17 protein-coding genes are annotated in these 20,340 nt (G+C 44.5%); all 17 read left to right on the forward strand.

What is annotated here, in order from left to right; all coding sequences use genetic code 11:
* The first annotated feature begins 269 nt into the window (after nt 1–269).
* Nucleotides 270–1,457 carry a thiamine pyrophosphate-dependent dehydrogenase E1 component subunit alpha gene (locus EP13_RS09695; protein ID WP_044057117.1) on the forward strand — a complete coding sequence of 396 codons (1,188 nt, stop codon included), beginning with the start codon at nt 270–272 and terminating at the stop codon, nt 1,455–1,457.
* Nucleotides 1,457–2,434, forward strand: a complete 978-nt coding sequence (locus tag EP13_RS09700) for an alpha-ketoacid dehydrogenase subunit beta (RefSeq protein ID WP_044057118.1) — start codon at nt 1,457–1,459, stop codon at nt 2,432–2,434. Before EP13_RS09695 ends, EP13_RS09700 begins: the two co-directional genes overlap by 1 nt.
* Nucleotides 2,435–2,444: 10 nt before the next feature.
* Nucleotides 2,445–4,100: a dihydrolipoyllysine-residue acetyltransferase gene (locus EP13_RS09705; RefSeq protein ID WP_044057119.1), complete on the forward strand. Its 1,656-nt coding sequence runs from the start codon at nt 2,445–2,447 to the stop codon at nt 4,098–4,100.
* Nucleotides 4,101–4,208: 108 nt separating this feature from the next.
* Nucleotides 4,209–5,075 carry a 23S rRNA (adenine(2030)-N(6))-methyltransferase RlmJ gene (locus tag EP13_RS09710; protein ID WP_044057120.1) on the forward strand — a complete coding sequence of 289 codons (867 nt, stop codon included), beginning with the start codon at nt 4,209–4,211 and terminating at the stop codon, nt 5,073–5,075.
* Nucleotides 5,076–5,077: 2 nt separating this feature from the next.
* Complete coding sequence (locus EP13_RS09715) at nt 5,078–6,931, forward strand: protein kinase domain-containing protein (RefSeq protein WP_044057121.1); 1,854 nt, start codon at nt 5,078–5,080, stop codon at nt 6,929–6,931.
* The gene (gene tesB / locus EP13_RS09720) at nt 6,924–7,784 is read left to right on the forward strand and encodes an acyl-CoA thioesterase II (RefSeq protein ID WP_044057122.1); all 861 of its coding nucleotides are present in this window, start codon (nt 6,924–6,926) and stop codon (nt 7,782–7,784) included. The genes EP13_RS09715 and tesB overlap by 8 nt, the downstream gene beginning before the upstream one ends.
* A gap of 37 nt (nt 7,785–7,821) precedes the next feature.
* Nucleotides 7,822–8,349, forward strand: coding sequence for a gamma carbonic anhydrase family protein (locus tag EP13_RS09725; RefSeq protein WP_044057123.1), 528 nt, complete (start codon nt 7,822–7,824; stop codon nt 8,347–8,349).
* A 477-nt stretch (nt 8,350–8,826) separates the two neighbouring features.
* Nucleotides 8,827–9,948 (forward strand): pyridoxal-phosphate-dependent aminotransferase family protein, encoded by a 1,122-nt coding sequence (locus EP13_RS09730; protein WP_231497848.1) that lies wholly within the window; start codon nt 8,827–8,829, stop codon nt 9,946–9,948.
* Nucleotides 9,949–10,287: 339 nt separating this feature from the next.
* Entirely contained in the window at nt 10,288–10,989 is a 702-nt protein-coding gene (locus EP13_RS09735) for an SIMPL domain-containing protein (RefSeq protein ID WP_052364354.1), read from the forward strand.
* 9 nt (nt 10,990–10,998) lie between these two features.
* Nucleotides 10,999–11,460, forward strand: coding sequence for a GAF domain-containing protein (locus EP13_RS09740; protein WP_044057124.1), 462 nt, complete (start codon nt 10,999–11,001; stop codon nt 11,458–11,460).
* Nucleotides 11,457–11,747, forward strand: coding sequence for a hypothetical protein (locus tag EP13_RS09745; protein WP_044057125.1), 291 nt, complete (start codon nt 11,457–11,459; stop codon nt 11,745–11,747). Before EP13_RS09740 ends, EP13_RS09745 begins: the two co-directional genes overlap by 4 nt.
* Nucleotides 11,748–11,764: 17 nt before the next feature.
* A complete protein-coding gene (proQ, locus tag EP13_RS09750; RefSeq protein ID WP_044057126.1) occupies nt 11,765–12,433 on the forward strand; it encodes an RNA chaperone ProQ in 669 nt (222 codons plus the stop codon).
* Between the two features lie 3 nt (nt 12,434–12,436).
* Nucleotides 12,437–14,479: a carboxy terminal-processing peptidase gene (gene prc, locus EP13_RS09755; RefSeq protein ID WP_044057127.1), complete on the forward strand. Its 2,043-nt coding sequence runs from the start codon at nt 12,437–12,439 to the stop codon at nt 14,477–14,479.
* Nucleotides 14,480–14,562: 83 nt separating this feature from the next.
* Complete coding sequence (locus EP13_RS09760; RefSeq protein ID WP_044057128.1) at nt 14,563–15,897, forward strand: sodium-dependent transporter; 1,335 nt, start codon at nt 14,563–14,565, stop codon at nt 15,895–15,897.
* Nucleotides 15,898–15,922: 25 nt separating this feature from the next.
* Nucleotides 15,923–17,398 (forward strand): Na+/H+ antiporter NhaC, encoded by a 1,476-nt coding sequence (gene nhaC, locus EP13_RS09765; protein ID WP_044057129.1) that lies wholly within the window; start codon nt 15,923–15,925, stop codon nt 17,396–17,398.
* Between the two features lie 33 nt (nt 17,399–17,431).
* Nucleotides 17,432–20,029 carry an aminopeptidase N gene (gene pepN, locus EP13_RS09770; RefSeq protein ID WP_044057130.1) on the forward strand — a complete coding sequence of 866 codons (2,598 nt, stop codon included), beginning with the start codon at nt 17,432–17,434 and terminating at the stop codon, nt 20,027–20,029.
* A complete protein-coding gene (locus tag EP13_RS09775) occupies nt 20,010–20,252 on the forward strand; it encodes a DUF2835 family protein (protein WP_044057131.1) in 243 nt (80 codons plus the stop codon). Before pepN ends, EP13_RS09775 begins: the two co-directional genes overlap by 20 nt.
* The last annotated feature ends 88 nt before the right edge of the window (nt 20,253–20,340 follow it).

The raw sequence follows: 20,340 nt of genomic DNA on the forward strand, positions 1-20,340 counted from the left end.
GACCGTTTGTAATGAACAAAGGCGTATTAAATTTAATACATCTATCCAAATACAAAAACGCCAGGTCACCAAATTTCACGCAAATATCGCAATTCATTAACATTAAATTAAAACATTAGGATGCTAATCATGTTTAGCTCCTAAAAAGAGTATAGATGTTCCTTTTAAAACTACTTTTCGTGGAGAAATAGCAAGAAAGTGCCAGCGTGAGTCTACTAGCATATTCATTCTAAATTCGTGGAAGCTTCCCACTGTTTCTGGAGAAAATAATGAAAGACAGAAACCACCTAGCACAAGTAACAACTGTTGCCGATGTGAATATTATAGATAACGGTATTATTGACATCCCAATGCTGCAAATTCTCGACGAAAACGGTAAAGCAACGCCGGAGGCAACCTTACCCGACATTAGTCAAGCGCAAGCGTTAAAGATTCACGAGACCATGGCCTACACGCGGGTGCTTGATGAACGAATGGTGGCGGCTCAACGCCAAGGGCGTATTAGCTTTTACCTTGCAAGTACCGGCGAGGAAGCCGCAACGGTAGCAAGCGCAGCGGCACTAAGTACCGAAGACCTCATCATGTCACAATATCGTGAGCAAGGGGCATTGGCTTATCGAGGATACACCACTGATCAATTCATGAATCAGATGTTCAGCAATAAAGACGACCCTAATAAAGGCCGCCAAATGCCGATTCATTATGGTGATAAAGCGCTAAATTTCATGACGATCTCATCTCCCCTTGGCACCCAAATACCGCAAGCTTCCGGCTATGCGTATGGTCAAAAAATGGCAGGGAAAGACGCAATTACCATATGCTATTTCGGAGAAGGTGCCGCGTCAGAAGGAGATTTCCACGCTGGGCTTAATATGGCAGCGGTACTTAGCTGTCCTGTCATCTTTTTTTGCAGAAATAATGGCTACGCTATCTCCACACCAGCAGAGGAACAATTTGCAGGTGATGGCATAGCGTCTCGCGGGTTAGGTTACGGAATAAAAACCATTCGGGTAGACGGCAACGACGTATTAGCGGTTTACGCGGCAACGAAACGGGCGAGGGAAATCGCTCTTGCAGAACAATGCCCTGTACTTATTGAAGCGATGACCTACAGGTTAGCCGCCCATTCTACCTCCGATGATCCTAGCGGTTACCGCTCAAAAGAAGAGGAAGAAAAATGGCGCACAAAAGACCCTATTACTCGGTTTGCCAACTGGTTAACCCACAAAGGCTGGTTTAACGAACAAGACAATGAAAAACGCCTTACCGCAATGCGCCAAGAGGTTTTAGCGTCAATGAAGCGGTGCGAAACCACCGAAATTTGTCCTATCGATGACATTGTGAGTGATGTCTATGATTCAGTGCCTTGGCACCTTGATGAACAACTTCAAGACCTTAAACAACACATTAAAAAATACCCACACATGTACCCTAAAACGTCAGGGAGAATGAAATAATGGCACAAATGAATTTACTACAAGCCATCAATAATGCCCTCATTACTGCCATGACAGACGACGATAAAGTCATGGTTTTTGGTGAAGATGTGGGTCACTTTGGGGGCGTGTTTCGCGCTACCAGTCACCTTCAGGAAAAATTTGGAAAGGGACGCTGCTTCAATACCCCCCTAACCGAACAGGGTATTATAGGTTTTGCCAATGGTTTAGCAGCCCAAGGGTCTGTGCCTGTCGCTGAAATTCAATTTGGTGACTATATCTTCCCCGCATTCGACCAAATTGTGAACGAAACCGCTAAGTGGCGTTATCGTTCTGGAGGACAATTTGATGTAGGCACTCTGACTATTCGTACCCCCTATGGCGGCGGTATTGCTGGCGGGCACTACCATAGCCAATCGCCAGAAGCGTTTTTCGCCCACTGCCCGGGCCTAAAGATAGTGGTGCCTAGAAACCCGTATCAAGCCAAAGGGCTGTTACTGGCGTCTATTAGAGACAAGAATCCTGTGTTGTTTTTAGAGCCTAAAAAGCTCTATCGTGCGTCAATCAGTGACGTGCCAGAGGAAGATTATCAGTTACCCTTGGGTAAAGCAGATATTGTTCAAGAAGGTTCAGATATCACATTGTTAGGCTGGGGCGCACAAATTGAAGAGCTTCAAAAGGCGGCAGCAACGGCACTAGATGATGGCGTTTCCTGTGAAATTATCGACTTGCGCAGTATTTTACCCTGGGATGCCCACACAGTAGCTGCATCTGTCATGAAAACAGGGCGTTTACTTATTAATCACGAAGCGCCGCTCACGGGCGGCTTTGCCAGTGAAATAGCGGCAACAATTCAAGAGAAGTGTTTTTTATATCTGGAAGCGCCGATTGCTCGGGTGTGTGGCTTAGATACGCCTTATCCACTGGCGCACGAAAAAGAGTATATGCCAGACGCGACTAAAATCTACGAAGCCATTAAGCGCACACTTCACTACTAAGGGGCCCAGCATGACTATTGACTTTATATTGCCTGACATTGGTGAAGGCATTGTTGAATGTGAGCTTTTGGAATGGTTAGTGTCCGAAGGCGACGTCATTGAAGAAGACCAGCCTGTTGCTGAGGTCATGACAGACAAAGCCACGGTTCAAATTCCGGCAATGCATAGCGGCACAGTCACCAAGCTTTACTATAAGGAGGGCGATATTGCAGCCGTGCACGCGCCATTATTTGCCATGGAGACGACAGGGGGGCTATCCACTGAACCGACCTCCACAGCAGATGCCACTCAAGAAGACGCAGTCCCACCACACCAAGATGATTCTCCTACTCAAGAAAATCTTGGTGATCAAGAAGCCGTTCATGAAGATTTCATTTTACCTGATATTGGTGAAGGTATCGTTGAATGTGAAATCGTAAAATGGAATGTAAAAGAAGGCGATCTCATTGCGGAAGACCAAAGCGTAGTTGAAGTCATGACCGACAAAGCGGTGGTTGAAATCCCAGCCAAGCATTCTGGCGTAGTGGGCACGCTGTATTATGCCCAAGGAGACATCGCTAAAGTCCATAGCCCGTTGTTTTCGCTCATCAGAAAACCCGAAACAGGCGAATTAAAAGGGCAGGAAAGCGCGGGCAGTGAATATTGCGAACCGTTAGCGGCAAACCAAAATATGTGTCACGGAAAGAGTGAAAACAACAGCAGAGACAACGCGCCCGTAAAAGACGATAAGTGGCCATCAGGTGACTTTGAGCCTCCCGTGGTTATTCCCGGTAAAGTCTTAGCTAGCCCTGCTGTTAGACGAATTGCCCGAGAACAAAGCCTTGACCTAGGTGACATAAAGGGGACAGGAAAAAAAGGAAGAATTTTAAAACAGGACGTACTGGCGCAATTAACAAAAGGAGCGAAGGACTCGCACACACCAACCCTAAAGGAGATGCCTAACCAGCCACAAGAAAACGACCGTGTGAAAACAGTAAAAGTACGCGGTGTTCAGGCTGCCATGGCTAAACAGATGGTGGCCTCAGTTTCCACCATCCCGCACTTTACCGTAAGTGACGAACTGGTTATGGACAACCTAATCGCGCTTCGTCAACGCTTAAAGCCAGTATTTGAGGAAAAAGGTGTGAAACTCAGTTTGATGCCATTCTTTATTAAAGCCCTGTCGTTGGCCTTAAGCGAATTCGAAATTATCAACAGCCAGCTTAATGATGATGCCACTGAGCTACGCTATTTTTACGATCATAATATTGGTTTTGCTGTAGATACGAAAATAGGCTTGCTCGTCCCCAATATTAAACAGGTTCAGCAATTGTCTATTTTTGATATAGCGACACAAATGCAAGAAATTATAGATGAAGCAAGGAAAGGGCAGATAGCTAGCCATCACTTAAAAGGCGGCACGATTAGCATATCTAATATCGGCGCAATAGGGGGCATAACCGCAACGCCTGTCATTAATAAGCCAGAGGCCGCTATTGTTGCATTAGGCAAAACACAGTCGCTTCCGCGGTTTACTCCCAAAGGTGAGGTGGTAGCGCAGCAAATCATGATGATTAATTGGTCAGGAGATCATCGCATTATTGACGGCGCAACCATGGTTAAATTTAACAACCTTTGGATGAGCTACCTACAAGCACCAGAAAAAATGCTAATGCATTTGCGCTAGGGCTACAGAATGCCTGACGCTGTACTTGTCACTGCTAAGCGTCAGGCGTTACTATTGCATGCTAAATTAGCTTATTCGTGGAATTTTCCACTGAGAACACGGTAAATTGTGCTTAGTTATCAACATGCATTTCATGCCGGCAATCACGCCGATGTTATAAAACACCTGTGCTGGATAGGTGTCATTAATCATTTAAAGAAAAAAAATAAACCCTTCACCCTGTTTGATACCCATAGTGGGGCCGGTGAGTATCAACTTGATCACGCCATGTCTGCTAAAAATAAAGAGTACGAATCAGGGGTAAGTAAAGTGGCTCAGCTTTCTCCTCAGTCCTCTTTACTTAACCACTACCACACGTTGATTCAAACGTATTTCGACAAAGGGATGTACCCTGGTTCGCCTATGTTAAGTGCTAACCTTGTGCGCGAAATGGACAATGTGCATTTGATGGAACTGCACCCCGCAGAATTTGAGAAGTTAAATCACGTGATATTTTCTCAACAACATGCCGCTAAAGTGGGGGGAAGTTGCCACGTGCATCAGCGGGATGGCTTTGAAGGCATTAAAGCGCTCACACCTCCCCAGCCTAATCGTGGTGCTGTACTTATTGACCCACCTTACGAGCGTATCCAGGAATACACTGATGTATCAGTCACCGTTAAATCGGTATTACAGCGCTGGCAACAAGGGCAAATTGTCATTTGGTATCCGCTATTGTCTGCCAGGGCAGACAAAAAATCCCAGGCGTGCAGTGCGATGATAGCGAGCTTAGTGGAACTTGGTATTCCTTGTTTTCAGGCCGAACTCACGGTAATTGAAAACACAGAAGAAGCGGGCATGTATGGCTCAGGCGTATTGGTGCTAAATCCACCTTGGCAGCTCGACGTTCAGTTAAATGATGCACTCCAAGAGGTCGCTCCCCATCTAGGAGACAATACAGCGTTCCATCTTACCTGGCTGGTTAACGATAATTAGGTATGCCAAATCCAAGTGACATCAAGCATTTTTACATTCCCGAAGAGCAATCCATTTATTTGCTTTCTCATGCGGATGCTAAAAAATTAAAAGACTGGGTGGCCTTGTGTATTGCACAGTTAGAAAACCTTGGCTATCGCTCGTTGTCACTTCTAGGTAAAGGTGCCTTTGGCTTTGCTTTTTCCGGTGTCACCTCGTCCGGGGAGGCGCTTGTGTTTAAGTTTTCGCGAATTAATCTGCCGCAGCATGTGCAAGATAGACTGGAAGAAGAAGCTTTTATGCTGTCCCAAGTTGTGCACCCTTTCGTGCCAGACTTCAGAGCTTTCCAGCAAATAAAAAAGCAATCTATCTTAGTCATGCAGCGAGCAATTGGAGAAGACCTCGAAAAAGTAAGTTTAAAGCAAGGGCCTCTGCCCCCGCGAATCATCGTAAAAATTGCTGTGCAGGTGGGGGAGTTGCTGTTAACACTGAGAAGCAACACTCAGCACGGAAAAGAGAAGCCTATTGTTCATGGCGATATTAAACCTTCCAACCTAGTTTGGGACGCTCACCATGAGACTATAAGCTTAATCGATTGGGGGTCGTCTGTTTTTGCGCAGGTAGACGCCAATGGGCAATTTATCGGTAGTAATGTCATGGATCTCATGTCCAGCGAGTTGCAGCAAACTAACGCAAGGTTAGGCGATGTTTACTTTATTGGCGAAGAGCAATTAAACGGCGCATTGTCCTCGCCGCGCTTTGATGAACAAGGCTTAGCAAGTACTCTTTACGCTTTAGCGTCAGGGCAATCTTGCCGTTATGGTGCCAGTGTTATTCGCCCGATATCACTGGGTTTACCTAAAATGTTGGCAGATATACTCACCTTCATGCTATCTGAGGATCCTCTTAAGCGACGCCAAGGCGGCGACTACTTTCTAAAGCACCTTCATGTACTCAAAAATATGGTGTTTACCGAAGACAAACCAACACGCTACCAGGCCAGCATTCCTACGTGGATAACAGAAACATCCAATGAAATAGAGACTGTGGTATACAGTTCAAGAAAGTCATACCTTCGTCAACAAGCTGACCTTCACGAAGATACTTTACGCTACATCAATGATGCGCAGTTCGATCGCTACTATAAAAACTACCTGCAAGGTATGGGAGATACAGAAAAAGCGTTTATTTCTGCCATTGGCAGATTAGGTCGTTACCCTGTGGTAGGCGGCATGGCCATTCGATGGGAACCCAATGGCGTTTATATTGATTCCAGCTTAAATTTGTACGACAGAACACTTAAGCCAGCGTTTGAGATGGCGGTGAACAATGTCATTGCGTTGGCTCGCGCTATTCATAAAGTTGGGGTGTTCAAATGTTGTATGTTTAACGCTAAAAATACCCTACATATAGAGCGCGAACATGTTAATCATGATTTTATTCCCAATGAAGACTGCCGTATACCCTTTGAAATATCTCAAGTGTCTGTTGCCAAAGATCAAAGTAGGCACCATTCTTACTTTGAAGACGGTGACGACCCCGACGAACTTTTAAAATTGCCCAACAGCATAATTTCTTTAATAAAATCCCTGAATAATATCCATCATACTGGGTGTATTATTTTTGAAGCACTACCACATCATTTGAAAGTGCATAGCTACTACACACTACTGGATCACAGTAAAACACATCAATTTGAACAGTTGCTTCATGCACTGGTACAAGAAATCCCGACCATAAAAGGGTTAGGCATTTCCGGCTTTATGAAGTTACCCTATAAAGATACACGCTTTTTTGAGCACAGCCCGTGTCTACCGGAAAAGTACTACCCAAGAAACCCAAGAGCAGAACAAAGAGAGAAAAATCAGCATGTCTGACGTTAAACTATCTTCACTTTTTGAGTTAGAAACCGTGGAGCAAAACCTTTATCGCGGCGAAAGTTGGGATTTAGGCTTTCGCGCATTATTTGGTGGGCAAGTCCTTGGTCAAGCCCTTGCGGCCGCATATGAAACCGTAGATAAAGACAGGGTGGCGCATTCATTTCATACCTATTTTTTGCTTCCTGGAGATGCTAAAAAACCCGTGGTTTATGATGTTGAAGTGGTTCGTGACGGTCGTAGCTTTTCAGCTCGTCGTGTAAAAGCCATTCAAGACGGTAAAAGTATTTTTTATATGACAGCGTCTTTCCAAGTGCCGCAAGACGGTATGCATCATCAAGCACCAGAAATGCCAGATGTCCCTCCTCCCGAGGCAGTTCAATCGGACATTGAATTTTATGAAGCCAATTTCAATAAAATAGCGCGGCCCATGCGCGAAGCATTAAGTTATCATCGACCGGTAGATATACGTACAATTGATGCAGCAAACTCATATCAAGCGGCTAAACGCCCGCCAACGCGCTATATCTGGATGCGAGCTAGAGATACCTTATCGGGCGCTCTGTCGATTCACCAAGCGGCGCTTGCTTATGCATCAGACTATCATTTTTTAAGCACCTCTTTACAGCCTCACGGTATTGCGGTTACCGATAAATCATTAAGAATTGCGACGATAGATCATGCTATGTGGTTCCATCGTCCAGTTAATTTCAATGAGTGGCTGTTATATGCAATGGAAAGCCCATTTAGTGGCGGCTCTCGTGGCATAGTAAGGGGACAAATTTTCAATCAAGCTGGCGAACTTGTCGCATCAACAACCCAAGAAGGCTTAATGCGAAATGTGGATGTGTAATCTAGCGGAAAACACGCTTGCAACAAGGGAAATCTAAATGCGCTATCAATTAAATGACCGAAGCCCTCAATGTGCAGATGACTGCTTTATTGCGCCAGGCGCACAGGTTATTGGTGATGTGGAACTGCATGAAAAAAGCAGTGTTTGGTTTAACGCTGTAATACGTGGAGATATGGATAAAATCTGTATAGGTGAAGCGTCGAACATTCAAGATGGCAGTGTTCTGCACACCGACCAAGGTATACCATTACACATTGGCAAAGGGGTAACGGTAGGACATAAAGCAATGTTGCATGGGTGCACAGTAGGGGACTATTCCCTTATTGGCATCAACGCGGTTGTGCTAAACGGCGCAAAAATAGGCAAATATTGCGTCATTGGTGCGAATGCGTTGATCACTGAGAAAATGGACATCCCCGATTACAGTTTAGTGGTTGGGGCTCCGGCAAAGGTCATTAAGCAACTAGACGCGAGTGCAGAAAAGCAATTACAAGGCTCTGCACAACATTATGTTGAAAACGCGGTTAACTACCGACAAAATCTTAAACTGATCTCTGAAACATAAAACTGACGGGCGCGTGTTTCCACTCTCTTATTTTTACAGTCGCCCATAAAAAATGCCCAGAACTGACGTTCCGGGCCTAGGGGAATGGCTCATTACTGAGCCGTGCGCTAACTGTTGCAAGGGAGAAGCACTCGCTAAATCTCTCAAGCGGACTGTCATTATAGTTCACATTTGTTCAATTTATAAACAAATTATTTGTGAAATTTATCTTACAGACTGAATTTTATTTAAAGGTAGTCAAAAAAGCTCAGAATTTCAAAAAGTTCCTACTGGTCGGACTTTATACTTAAAAATGCCCACCAATGATCACTGAGTTGTTCAATATTTACCCACCCGTTATTCACAACCCATCCACCGCTACCTATGAATACAAATCCTTTCCCCCATTCATTTCATTTATGTTGAACACAGACGGTTGTACCCACGCGCTATCACTGTAAGAATGCCACCAAACAACATTGATAATTCGAGGCCTACATGAAGCAACTGTCTACTTTTCTTCCCCCTGAACGCACGTTAATGGGCCCAGGACCATCAGATGTCTCACCGCGCATTCTTAATGCAATGGCACGCCCTACGCTAGGTCATTTAGACCCGTTATTCATTGAGCTAATGGATGAAACAAAATCATTGCTGCAATACGCATTTCAAACAGAAAATGCGTTAACCATGCCTATTTCCGCCCCTGGCTCTGCAGGCATGGAAGCGTGCTTCGTTAATTTGGTTGAACCCGGCGACAAAGTGTTGGTTTGCGTTAACGGCGTGTTTGGTAACCGCATGGTTGAAAATGTAGAGCGATGTGGTGGTGAAGCCATTGTAATCAATAATCAGTGGGGCACACAAACGGATCTCAATACGGTTGAAGACCTATTAGCTAAACACCCTGATATCAAAGTATTAGCGTTTGTTCATGCTGAAACTTCTACCGGCGTAAGAAATGACGCCAAAGCATTATGTGAATTGGCCAACAAATACCAGTGTTTAACCATTGTAGACGCAGTAACGTCGTTAGGCGGTATTGAGTTGAAAGTGGACGATTGGGGCATTGATGCCATCTATTCAGGCTCTCAAAAATGTTTGAGTTGTGTACCGGGTATTTCACCCGTGTCGTTTAGTGATCGCGCAGTCAACCTTATTCAAAACCGAAAAACCAAAGTACAAAGTTGGTTTTTAGATATGAATTTAATTGTAGGGTATTGGGGAAGTGGTGCGAAGCGAGCCTATCACCATACGGCCCCCGTAAATAGCATGTACGCCATGTACGAATCCTTATTGATGCTAAGAGAAGAAGGGCTTGAAAATGCATGGCAACGTCATCAACGAGGCCATGAAGCGCTAGCGCAAGGACTGGAAGCATTAAATCTCACCTTAGCAGTAGATAAAAACTACCGCTTACCACAATTAAACGTAGTAGAAATTCCATCGGGCGTAAATGACGCCGATGTGCGTCAACGCTTGTTGAACGAATTCAATTTGGAAATAGGCGCTGGACTGGGCGAATTTGCCGGGAAAGTATGGCGAATAGGGCTGATGGGCTATGCCTGCAAACCCCGCAATATTGACCACTGCCTTGCCGCGCTAAAACAGGTTTTAAAATAACGGCGTATTCACCTGCGTTAACCATGCAGACCCGTGTAGCTTCAACGAGTCGCAAAATACTGAATTCGTCTTCTAAAAGCCTTACTTTAATGTAAGGCTTTTTGTTTTTTGCGACTAGGCATTATCAACGTTATCTATAGACCATTCACCTTTCATTCAGCAACCGTAGCGTAGTGTGTCATAACCCAAACGCGACGCCTTAAATTTTTGGTATAGATTAACGCTAATAATGGCTATGCTTGAATGATATCAAGGGCTGCGTATTTCAATACAGCCGGAATGTACAACGTTAACGTCAGCGATAACCGTCGTTGTATAGGCAAAGCAAAAGGAATAACCATGATCAAAAAAATTCTTACACACACTGTTTTTGCTATTACTACGCTCTTATTTGTAGGCGCTCTCCATGCCCAAACACAAGAGCAAACACCGCAAATTCACGTACAAGGTTCAGGCGCGGTTAGCGTCACACCCAATGCTTATCGAGTCACGTTTATTATTGAAGCGCAAGGGAATACAGTAAGTAAGCTTAACGGAATGGCCAACAGTGAAATTAACAACGTGGTTAACTTTTTGCTTTCGATGGACATTCAAGAGCAAAACATTCAATCAATGCAGGTTCGGTTAAACCCTAGATACGTCAATGGGCCAAATGGTCGCATTCAGGATGGATTTACCTTAACCAGAGAAATTGTGGTGACCGATTCAAACATAGATCATTACGATCAAGTATTAGATGGCGTGCTAAAACGTGGGGTAGATCGGATTCAACAGTTCAATTTTATATCCCAAGGGCAAAATAACGCTTATGATGTTGCTCTTGTTGCTGCGGTTAAGGATGCAAAGGCGCGGGCGACCCTTTTAGCCAAAGAATTAGGGGTAGAAATAGGGGAAGTAGTTGCAATCTCTGAATCTGGTGGCAATATGCCCGTTCCAGTTATGCGTGCAGATGCCTTTCTCAGTGAAAAAGTCACCTCTTTACCTGGTCAGGAAACGGTAGAAGCGCGAGTAAATGTTAGTTTTCGTATTATTCAAAATTAGGGTTACTCCTTGAAAGAAGAACACTATACCCAGTTAGTAAGCCAGGCGAAAAGCCTGGTTTCTGGTGAGCACGATTTAATTGCCAACATGGCAAATGTGAGCGCGCTGCTATTCAACCAGCTTGAAGACGTCAATTGGGCTGGTTTTTATTTCCACAAAGAATCTCAGTTAGTACTAGGGCCGTTTCAAGGTCAACCCGCATGCATACGTATACCAATAGGTAAGGGTGTATGTGGCACTGCTGCAGAAACCAGAACCATTCAACGTATTGACGATGTACACGCCTTCTCAGGCCATATCGCATGCGATGCCGCGTCTAATTCAGAAATTGTTATTCCCCTTATTGTGAACGACGAATTAATCGGTGTGCTAGATATTGATAGCCCCAAATTTGGTCGTTTTGACGCCGATGATGAGGCGGGACTTAAACAAATCGCTGATATTCTAATTGAATCTCAACGTACATTATGAAATACAATGTAGATATTCACGTTGTTCTTTCTACGTTCGAAGATATGGACGACTTTCATGACGATCCAGATGAAGCATCTGAGCGTCTGAATTTCATTCTTCATGCTATGTATGACAGAGCCGACGAAGATATTGAGACCGAGCGTCTCGAAAAACTGTTACACCACGTATGGGAATCTTGGCAACAAGATAGCCATTTATTAGAAATTGATGATGATGAATTGCTCGATTGGGTTGACCACACGCTGGCAACTTGGGATGATGCGGGTAATGAAGAAATCTCTTAAATAATTTAGAAAGTTTAATGGAATCACCACAGAAGTTTACCAATAGTAAGGAAGTCATAGCTTTCCTTGCAGAAACCTTTCCGAAATGCTTCAGCGTAGAAGGTGAAGCTCGCCCTCTTAAGATTGGCATTTTTCAAGACTTAGCGGAACGATTGAATGATGAAGAACGTGTTAGCAAAACGCTTCTACGCTCAACCCTTCGTCATTACACCAACAGTTGGCGCTACCTTTACAGCATTAAAGAGGGCGCACATCGTGTGGATCTTGATGGTGCTGAAGGCGACGCTATCGAGAAAGAGCATGCCGAACACGCCCAAAAACAACTAGAAGAAAGTAAGGCGAAAGCGGCAGAAAAGCGTAAAGCTAAACAGGCGCAGCAACCTAAAAACAAAGAAAGACGCCAATTTTCTCGTCCAAAAGGTGAAAAATCGGTCAGTTCAGGCCATGCTGATAATAAGCAGGGAACTAAACCGAAAATTAACAGACCAAATAAAACACCACCCGCAAAACTGACTGATGAAGATTTGCAGCAGGGTACAAAAGTAACAGTTAAGCTAGGCAAAACACCTATGCCGGCTGTTATCACTGAAGTAGCCAAAGACGGGATCCATGTTCAGCTAGACACGGGCATGGTGGTAAAAGTAAATGCAGATGCTTTACGTTTGGCGCGTTCCAAGAGGTCGTAATATATGAAAGATATCCTTCGAATTTCCATTGCCAGTGCGTTTCTTACCGTTGGGGTAGGCGCCGGCGCTGTCACAACCACGCCTGATGTTGAAGAGCTTCCCATACTCCAACAAGAAACTCAGCACAGTGTTGCAGCAAAGCGAGTGAGCGCCTTATTTACCCGCGCTCACTACAAGGAAATTTCGTTGGATGACGCTCTCTCTGCACGTATTTACCAAAAATTTGTTGATTCGCTAGATCACAATAAACAGGTTCTCATGTTGTCTGATGTGGTGGCGTTTGAAAAATACCGCACTGCATTCGATGATGCATTAAAGAAAGGTAACCTTTCTATTGCATACGACATGTATAACGTAAGTGCAAAACGCAGAGTGGAGCGCTACGAATACGCGCTCTCCTTGTTAGACAAGGGGCCATTCGACTTTGAAAAAGCAGACGATAAGTTTTATTACGATCGTGAAGAAGCCGATTGGCCAGCAAATCAACAAGAGCTAGACGAAATCTGGCGTCAACGGGTTAAGTACGATGCACTTAACCTGATCCTCGCTGACAAAACCTGGGAAGAAGCCAAAGAGTTATTGCAAAAACGTTATAACCGCGCAATTAAACGCACAAAACAGGCGAAAAGCGAAGACGTTTTCCAAACTGCAATGAATGCCTTTGCCCGAACAGTAGAAGCGCACACCAGTTATTTATCGCCCCGCAATGCAGATCGCTTCCAAATGGAAATGAATTTGTCGTTTGAAGGGATTGGTGCCGTATTGCAAAGTGAAGATGACTATACCGTTATCAAAAGCATTGTACCTGGCGGCCCAGCCGACGAATCTGGTGCACTTAAACCTGAAGATAAAATTATTGGCGTTGCGCAAGAAGATGAAGAATTCGTCGATGTTGTAGGTTGGCGGTTAGATGAAGTGGTAGAACTCATTAAAGGGCCGAAAGGCAGTACAGTGCGTTTACAGGTTCAAAAAGGGGTTACCGACGGTAAAACCAACTCTGTGGTTAGCTTAACCCGAGACAAAATTAAACTTGAAGACCGTGCTGCGAGTTCTGAAGTGTATGTTCCAGACAGTGGTCCACACGCAGATGAACCGCTAGGGGTTATCACTATCCCAAGTTTTTACAACAACCTGCATGCTGACGTTGCTAAAGAAATCGAAAGCCTTAAAGCACAAAATGTGAAAGGTATGATTGTCGATTTGCGGGGTAACGGTGGTGGTTCACTGACTGAAGCCACTTTACTGACCGGTTTATTTATCGAAAAAGGACCTGTGGTTCAAATACGTTATGGCCAAAACAAAGTCAGCGTCAATAGAGACACAGACGGTATGGTGGCGTATGACGGCCCGCTAACCGTGCTGGTTGACCGCTACAGTGCATCAGCATCAGAAATTTTTGCTGCCGCCATGCAAGACTACAACCGTGCCTTAATTATTGGCGAACAAACCTTTGGTAAAGGTACGGTACAACAACACCGTGGCCTGGGTAAAATCTACGATTTGTATGATAATCCGCTAGGCAGTGTTCAATTCACGATTGCAAAATTTTACCGTATCGACGGTGGTAGCACACAGCATAAAGGCGTAGTACCAGACATTCTTTATCCGTCAGCAGTTGAGCCTGAAGAGTGGGGCGAGGCTAAGGCAGAAAATGCATTGCCATGGGACAGCATTAAACGAGCGAATTATACTACCTTCGCTGATGGTCAAGCTGCATTAGACGTATTAACGGCGAAGCACAATAAACGTATTATGCAAGACCCTGAGTTTTCTTATATTTATGAAGACATTGAAGAATATAAAGAAAACAAAGATAAAAACTATATCTCGCTAGTAAAGTCTGAGCGAGAAGCCGATAAGAAAGAAGCTGAAGAAAAGTCGCTAGCGCGCGCTAATGAGCGTTTACAGCGCCTTGGTATGGAAACCGTGGCTTCGTTAGACGATTTGCCTGAAGACATGGATGAGCTTGATCCTTTCTTGGATGAAGCAGCAAATATCACCTTCGATATGATTCAAACAGGCAGATACGCAATAACAAGAAATTAAAGGTTGTCGATGAAGGGCTGGTCTATGGCCAGCCCTTTTTTTGTGTCTGACATCCGCATACAACAATAATAAAGGGAAACGACATGGCTATCAGAGGCGAATTCTCTTCGCGCATAGGGTTTGTGTTGGCCGCGGCAGGGTCAGCAGTGGGATTAGGCAATATTTGGGGGTTCCCGACGAAGGTGGCAAGCAATGGCGGTGCCGCTTTTGTATTAGTTTACCTTTTACTCGCCTTCGTATTGGCCTATCCAGTATTAATGGCCGAACTCATCATAGGGCGAAGTTCTCGCGCTAATATGGTGGACGCGCTGGGTAAAATTTCCGGCAATTTCGTTGGCCGAGCCACAGGTTTGTGGGGGTGCGTAACTGTCTCCCTTATTCTCGCGTTTTATGCCATTGTGGGTGGTTGGATGCTAGTGTATTTCGCCGACGCCGCCGTAAGCCTGTTCGGCTTAACCAGTGCAAGCGAGTGGCTGCTTACTGATTCAGTTACGCGTAACGTGATATTCTGTTTTCTTTTCATGGCATTAACGGCGTTTATCGTGGTGGGTGGTGTAAAAGCCGGAATTGAGAAGTGGTCTGTTCGTTTAATGCCCACATTGGTTCTGCTCATCATAGCACTGATTGTTTACGTAAGTTTTCAGCCCGGCGCCATTGAAGGCTGGAGCGCTTATTTAGTGCCTGACTTTTCTCGAGTGCTCGATCCTGACTTACTTATCAATGCCATGGGGCAAGCATTTTTCTCTATGTCGTTAGGTGTTGGTACCATGCTGGTCTACGGTTCCTACTTAAGCAAAAAAGAAAACCTTCCCTCAATCGGTGCATCTGTTGCGCTAGTGGACATTGGTGTTGCCGTTATCGCAGGTATGCTCATCATTCCAGCCATGTACGTGGCACTTAATAACGGTGTAGAGATCTTTACGCCAGACGGCGCGCTTATCCAAGGCGACACACTCATTTTCAAGGTTTTGCCTGCATTATTTGATACTATTGGCGGTGTCGGCATTTTTGTTGCTTTTACTTTCTTTGCGTTAATGGCCATTGCGGCAGTTACGTCTTCAATTTCGATGCTAGAAGTGCCTGTCGCTTACATGGTAGAAAGCAAAGGGTTAGTAAGAAAGAAAGCGGTTTTGCTCATGGCGTCAATTATCTTTGGGTTGAGCTGCATTATCATTGTCAATTTCTCAACCTTATTTGGATTTGTCATCGCACTAACAACAGAATACAGTCAGCCGCTACTCGGCCTTGTATTATGCATCTTTGCGGGTTGGATTTGGAAACGCGACGCCATTTTAGCGGAACTCAAAGAGGGTGATGAAAACGCTGAACACAGTGTTTTTTGGAAAATTTGGCCTTGGTATGTTCGTTTTGTCTGCCCGGTCATCATTGCGCTCATGTTTTATCGCTCCGTAATGTAAACAGTAGGTTTTTAAAAATATAACAATGAAAAAAGAACTAAAAACACCATCATTACTTGATGCACTTATCCCCATAGTTTCCTTGGTTATCATGATGGGAAGTGCCGTTTTCCTATTTGAAGATGACTCCTCTTATGGTCCTAATCAAATCGCCTTGCTTTTGGCGATGGGCTTAGCCGCTATCATTGGTATGAAAAACGGCCATACTTGGAAAGCCATTGAAAAAGGCATCGTAGACGGTATATCCATGTCACTAGGGGCCTGTCTAATCTTGCTGGCAGTCGGCTCTTTGATTGGGACATGGATGCTAGCGGGTACGGTGCCCACGCTTATCTATTTTGGCTTAGAACTCCTTAATCCTTCGTTCTTTTATGCTGCAACCTGCTTAATTTGCGCTGTAGTAGCAATGAGTATAGGCAGTTCATGGACAACCGCTGCAACGGTTGGTGTGGCACTCATGGGGGTTTCTGCAGGCATGGAAATGTCTACCGCGATTACTGCAGGTGCAGTGGTATCGGGCGCTTATTTCGGCGATAAAATATCACCGCTATCCGAAACCACTAACTTAGCGCCAGCAGTAGCAGGCACCGATTTGTTCGAGCACATCCGTTATATGCTTTGGACCACCATACCCAGCTTTGTGATTGCTTTATTGTTGTTTGTATTCTTAGGGTTTAGCGAAGTAGGTGAAGCGAAAGCTGAACGTATTGAGCAAATGCAATTACTCTTAGGTGAATCGTTTGACCTTAGTTGGTACATGCTCGTGCCCTTAGTGGTTCTGTTAACCTTAGCGGTGAAGAAAATGCCAGCCTTTCCCGCGGTATTTATTGGTGCGTTGCTAGGTGGTGTTTGGGCGGTCGTTTTTCAATGGGATTTAGTTTCATCAATGGCAAGTGAAGGCGACAGTGCTAGCATAGGTGCGCTAAAAGTCGTTTGGATTGCCTTGTTTGACGGCGTGAGCTTTTCTACCCCAGATGAAAACCTAAATAGTTTGCTTTCTCGCGGCGGCATGTCGTCCATGCTCAATACCATCTGGCTGATTATTTGTGCTATGTCATTTGGCGCAGTACTTGAACGAGTAGGGCTATTAAAACGTGCTGTTTCGGCCATTCTGCTCGGTGCAAAATCGGCCGGTGATATGGTTAGCAGAACCATACTAACTTGCTTTGCCACTAACTTAGTTACAGCAGATCAATATATTTCTATCGTCATGCCAGGACGTATGTATAAAGAAGAATTTAAAAAGCGCGGACTAGACCAACTTAACCTATCTCGCAGCTTAGAAGACGGTGGCACATTAACCTCGCCACTTATTCCTTGGAATACCTGTGGCGCTTACATGCACAGTGTTCTACTGGTCAATCCATTTGATTATATTTTCTATGCATTCTTCAATGTTATTAATCCAATATTAGCCATCATTTATGCTTACCTTGGAATAAAGATACTTCGTTTAACACCACCGCAAGGTTCAACAGGTGCCAACGAAGCTAGTCAGTAATGTTGTTGCGTAGAATTTCTGTTAGGAGAATCTATGTCAGTACACGTAAAAAAGAGGGCGGATTATCAACCGCCCGCTTTCCTTATCTCAACGGTCAATTTAACCGTTAATCTTCATCCAACTGCCACCCGCGTCGTCAGCGTACTCACTATCAACAGGCAGGGTGACCACAACAAACCATTAGTATTAGATGGGGATAAATTAACGCTCAAATCCCTACTGTTAAACAAAAATGACTTTTCAGATTTCACACTCAGTGACGAAGGTCTCACCATTAATACCGACGAGGATACGTTCGAATTAGAAATTCACACAGAAATAGACCCTAAAAATAACAAAGCGCTTGAAGGCTTGTATTTGTCTGGTGGCGCCTATTGTACGCAGTGTGAAGCAGAAGGGTTTCGTCGTATTACCTATTTTATGGACCGACCAGATATTTTGGCCGTTTATACGGTTACTGTGGTGGGCGACACTGATTTACCCATGCTATTGTCTAACGGTAACCCCGTGGATAAAGGCCAAATTGACGACGGCAAACATTTTGTCACTTGGCACGATCCGCACCCTAAACCCAGTTACTTATTCGCGTTAGTCGCAGGGGACTTTGATTTACTTTCCGATACGTACACCACCATGAGCGGTAAAGAGGTGGCACTCGAGTTGTATGTCGATAAAGGAAAAAAAGCCCAAGGCCATTTTGCCCTCGCTTCACTTAAGCGCGCGATGAAGTGGGATGAAGACGTATTTGGGTTGGAATATGACCTAGATATTTACATGATTGTGGCCGTGGACTTTTTCAACATGGGTGCAATGGAAAACAAAGGTTTAAATGTTTTCAACAGTAAATTTGTACTCGCTGAACAAGCGTCTGCCACCGACGATGACTTCTTCAATGTAGAATCTGTAATAGCCCACGAGTATTTCCATAACTGGACAGGTAATCGCGTGACATGCAGAGACTGGTTTCAGTTAAGCTTGAAAGAAGGCTTAACTGTGTTTAGAGACCAGCAATTCAGTGCCGATATGACCTCGCCACTAAGCAATAGAATTAAGCATGTACGGGTAATGCGTGAACATCAGTTTGCAGAAGATGCCAGTGCCATGAGTCATCCCATTCGCCCTGATGAAGTCATCGAAATGAATAATTTCTACACAGTGACGGTATATGACAAGGGCGCTGAAGTAATTCGTATGTTCCATACCTTGCTAGGTCCAGAAGGCTTTAGGCGTGGCATGGACGAATACATTAAACGTCACGATGGTCAGGCCGTCACCTGCGATGATTTTGTGGCAGCTATGCAATCTGCCACAGAGATAGATTTGAGTCATTTCGCACTGTGGTATAGTCAATCAGGTACGCCAGAAATCAGCTTAAGCCACCAATTCAATGCGCAAACAGGCAAGCACAACTTCACGCTTTCACAGACGACACCTGCCACTGCCGATCAAGCAACTAAGCAACCTCTTTATATTCCTGTTGCCATAGAAATTATTGATGAAGACGGCAATCAGTATGTTGATGAACAAGGTCTCATTAACAATGGGCTTATCATTCTGGATACCCCTTCGCTCAGCTTTTCAGTAAGCGCAACCACAGAAAAACTAACCCCTGTTTTGTTAGGTAATTTTTCTGCACCTGTGAAGGTAGATAATCCCCTTGAAACAGACGGTTTACTGACAATATTTACTCACGGTAAAGACCCCTTTAACCGTTGGGATGCCATGCAAACCCTGTATAGTCGCTGTATCAGTGCATTGTATGATGACGTAACGGCACCTATAGAAGCCTCATTGTGGACAGATCTGGAATCAGCGATAAAAAGCGAGCAGGGCAATTTAGAATTGCTAGGCGAGTGTTTAGTTATTCCCACCTTTGAAACGTTGTGTCAAACGAGAAAAGACATTGATGTGGCGCGCCTCGTTGCCGCTAGAAACCAATTTTGTCTTCTCTTTGCACAGCAATTAAGTAAGGTGCTTAACCATATCTTTTTGCACATTGATACCGGGGACTACGCCTATAACCAAAGCGCGGTAATAGCACGACGTTGTAAAAATGTGATTTTGGCTCACTTAGCGAGATTACCTGAGTTTGAGCATGTCGTGGTTTCCCAATTTGATAACGCCGATAACATGACAGATTCTCTCGGCGCACTTAAAGCGGCGCAGTATACCCGTGTTTTCGAGACCTTGATGGCGCGCTTTGAAACCCAATGGTGTCATGACGCATTAGTGTTAGATAAATGGTTTGCGTTACATGCCACCCAACCAAAAGACGATATTTTAGCGACCATCACCATGCTAAGCGAACATCCGCAATTTAGTCTGGGTAATCCTAATCGTGTACGTTCTCTGGTGGGTAGTTTCGCTTTTTACAACAGTGAAAAGTTTCACGCGCTAGATGGAAGTGGCTATAAATTTGTGACTGATTACTTATTAAAGCTTGATGGGATTAACCCGCAAGTGGCAGCGCGAATTGTGACGCCTTTAACTCAATGGCAAGGGTTCAATGCAGATCATCAGCAATTGATGAAAGCACAATTAGCGCGATTACTGAATCATAAAGGCCTTAGCAAAGATCTTTTTGAAAAGGTAAGTAAAAGCCTCGCTTACGATGAACAACACAACCACTAATTCAACGTATTACTTTTTCTCAATCAATGTGCCTTACAGTCAATGTGAGGCACTTTATTCTCCTTCTGCGCCTAATGTAGTATTGGTCGCTGACAATGGTGTTAAAGTGCAAGTGCCAACCAGTCGACTTAGACAATTTATCACCTCACAAGGTGTAAAAGGGCGCTTTAGAATGACAGTGAACGCACAACTTAAAATTGTCGCTTTCGAACGCGTTCGGTAATTACCAAAACGCAAACAGCGTCACACACATCTTATACTTATTCTCAATTTCATTCTTCCGAGAACTGCGTAATAGTAGTAAATGTTAA

It is taken from the genome of Alteromonas australica, assembly GCF_000730385.1.
Lineage (GTDB): Bacteria > Pseudomonadota > Gammaproteobacteria > Enterobacterales > Alteromonadaceae > Alteromonas > Alteromonas australica.

What these genes read in the sequence shown, in the direction of transcription:
- pepN (WP_044057130.1), top strand. Translation starts at nt 17,432, where the DNA reads ATGTCAGTACACGTAAAAAAGAGGGCGGATTATCAACCGCCCGCTTTC.
- prc (WP_044057127.1), top strand. Translation starts at nt 12,437, where the DNA reads ATGAAAGATATCCTTCGAATTTCCATTGCCAGTGCGTTTCTTACCGTT.
- EP13_RS09715 (WP_044057121.1), top strand. Translation starts at nt 5,078, where the DNA reads ATGCCAAATCCAAGTGACATCAAGCATTTTTACATTCCCGAAGAGCAA.
- EP13_RS09695 (WP_044057117.1), top strand. Translation starts at nt 270, where the DNA reads ATGAAAGACAGAAACCACCTAGCACAAGTAACAACTGTTGCCGATGTG.
- EP13_RS09775 (WP_044057131.1), top strand. Translation starts at nt 20,010, where the DNA reads ATGAACAACACAACCACTAATTCAACGTATTACTTTTTCTCAATCAAT.
- nhaC (WP_044057129.1), top strand. Translation starts at nt 15,923, where the DNA reads ATGAAAAAAGAACTAAAAACACCATCATTACTTGATGCACTTATCCCC.
- EP13_RS09730 (WP_231497848.1), top strand. Translation starts at nt 8,827, where the DNA reads ATGAAGCAACTGTCTACTTTTCTTCCCCCTGAACGCACGTTAATGGGC.
- EP13_RS09700 (WP_044057118.1), top strand. Translation starts at nt 1,457, where the DNA reads ATGGCACAAATGAATTTACTACAAGCCATCAATAATGCCCTCATTACT.
- proQ (WP_044057126.1), top strand. Translation starts at nt 11,765, where the DNA reads ATGGAATCACCACAGAAGTTTACCAATAGTAAGGAAGTCATAGCTTTC.
- EP13_RS09745 (WP_044057125.1), top strand. Translation starts at nt 11,457, where the DNA reads ATGAAATACAATGTAGATATTCACGTTGTTCTTTCTACGTTCGAAGAT.
- EP13_RS09735 (WP_052364354.1), top strand. Translation starts at nt 10,288, where the DNA reads ATGATCAAAAAAATTCTTACACACACTGTTTTTGCTATTACTACGCTC.
- EP13_RS09760 (WP_044057128.1), top strand. Translation starts at nt 14,563, where the DNA reads ATGGCTATCAGAGGCGAATTCTCTTCGCGCATAGGGTTTGTGTTGGCC.
- tesB (WP_044057122.1), top strand. Translation starts at nt 6,924, where the DNA reads ATGTCTGACGTTAAACTATCTTCACTTTTTGAGTTAGAAACCGTGGAG.
- EP13_RS09705 (WP_044057119.1), top strand. Translation starts at nt 2,445, where the DNA reads ATGACTATTGACTTTATATTGCCTGACATTGGTGAAGGCATTGTTGAA.
- EP13_RS09725 (WP_044057123.1), top strand. Translation starts at nt 7,822, where the DNA reads ATGCGCTATCAATTAAATGACCGAAGCCCTCAATGTGCAGATGACTGC.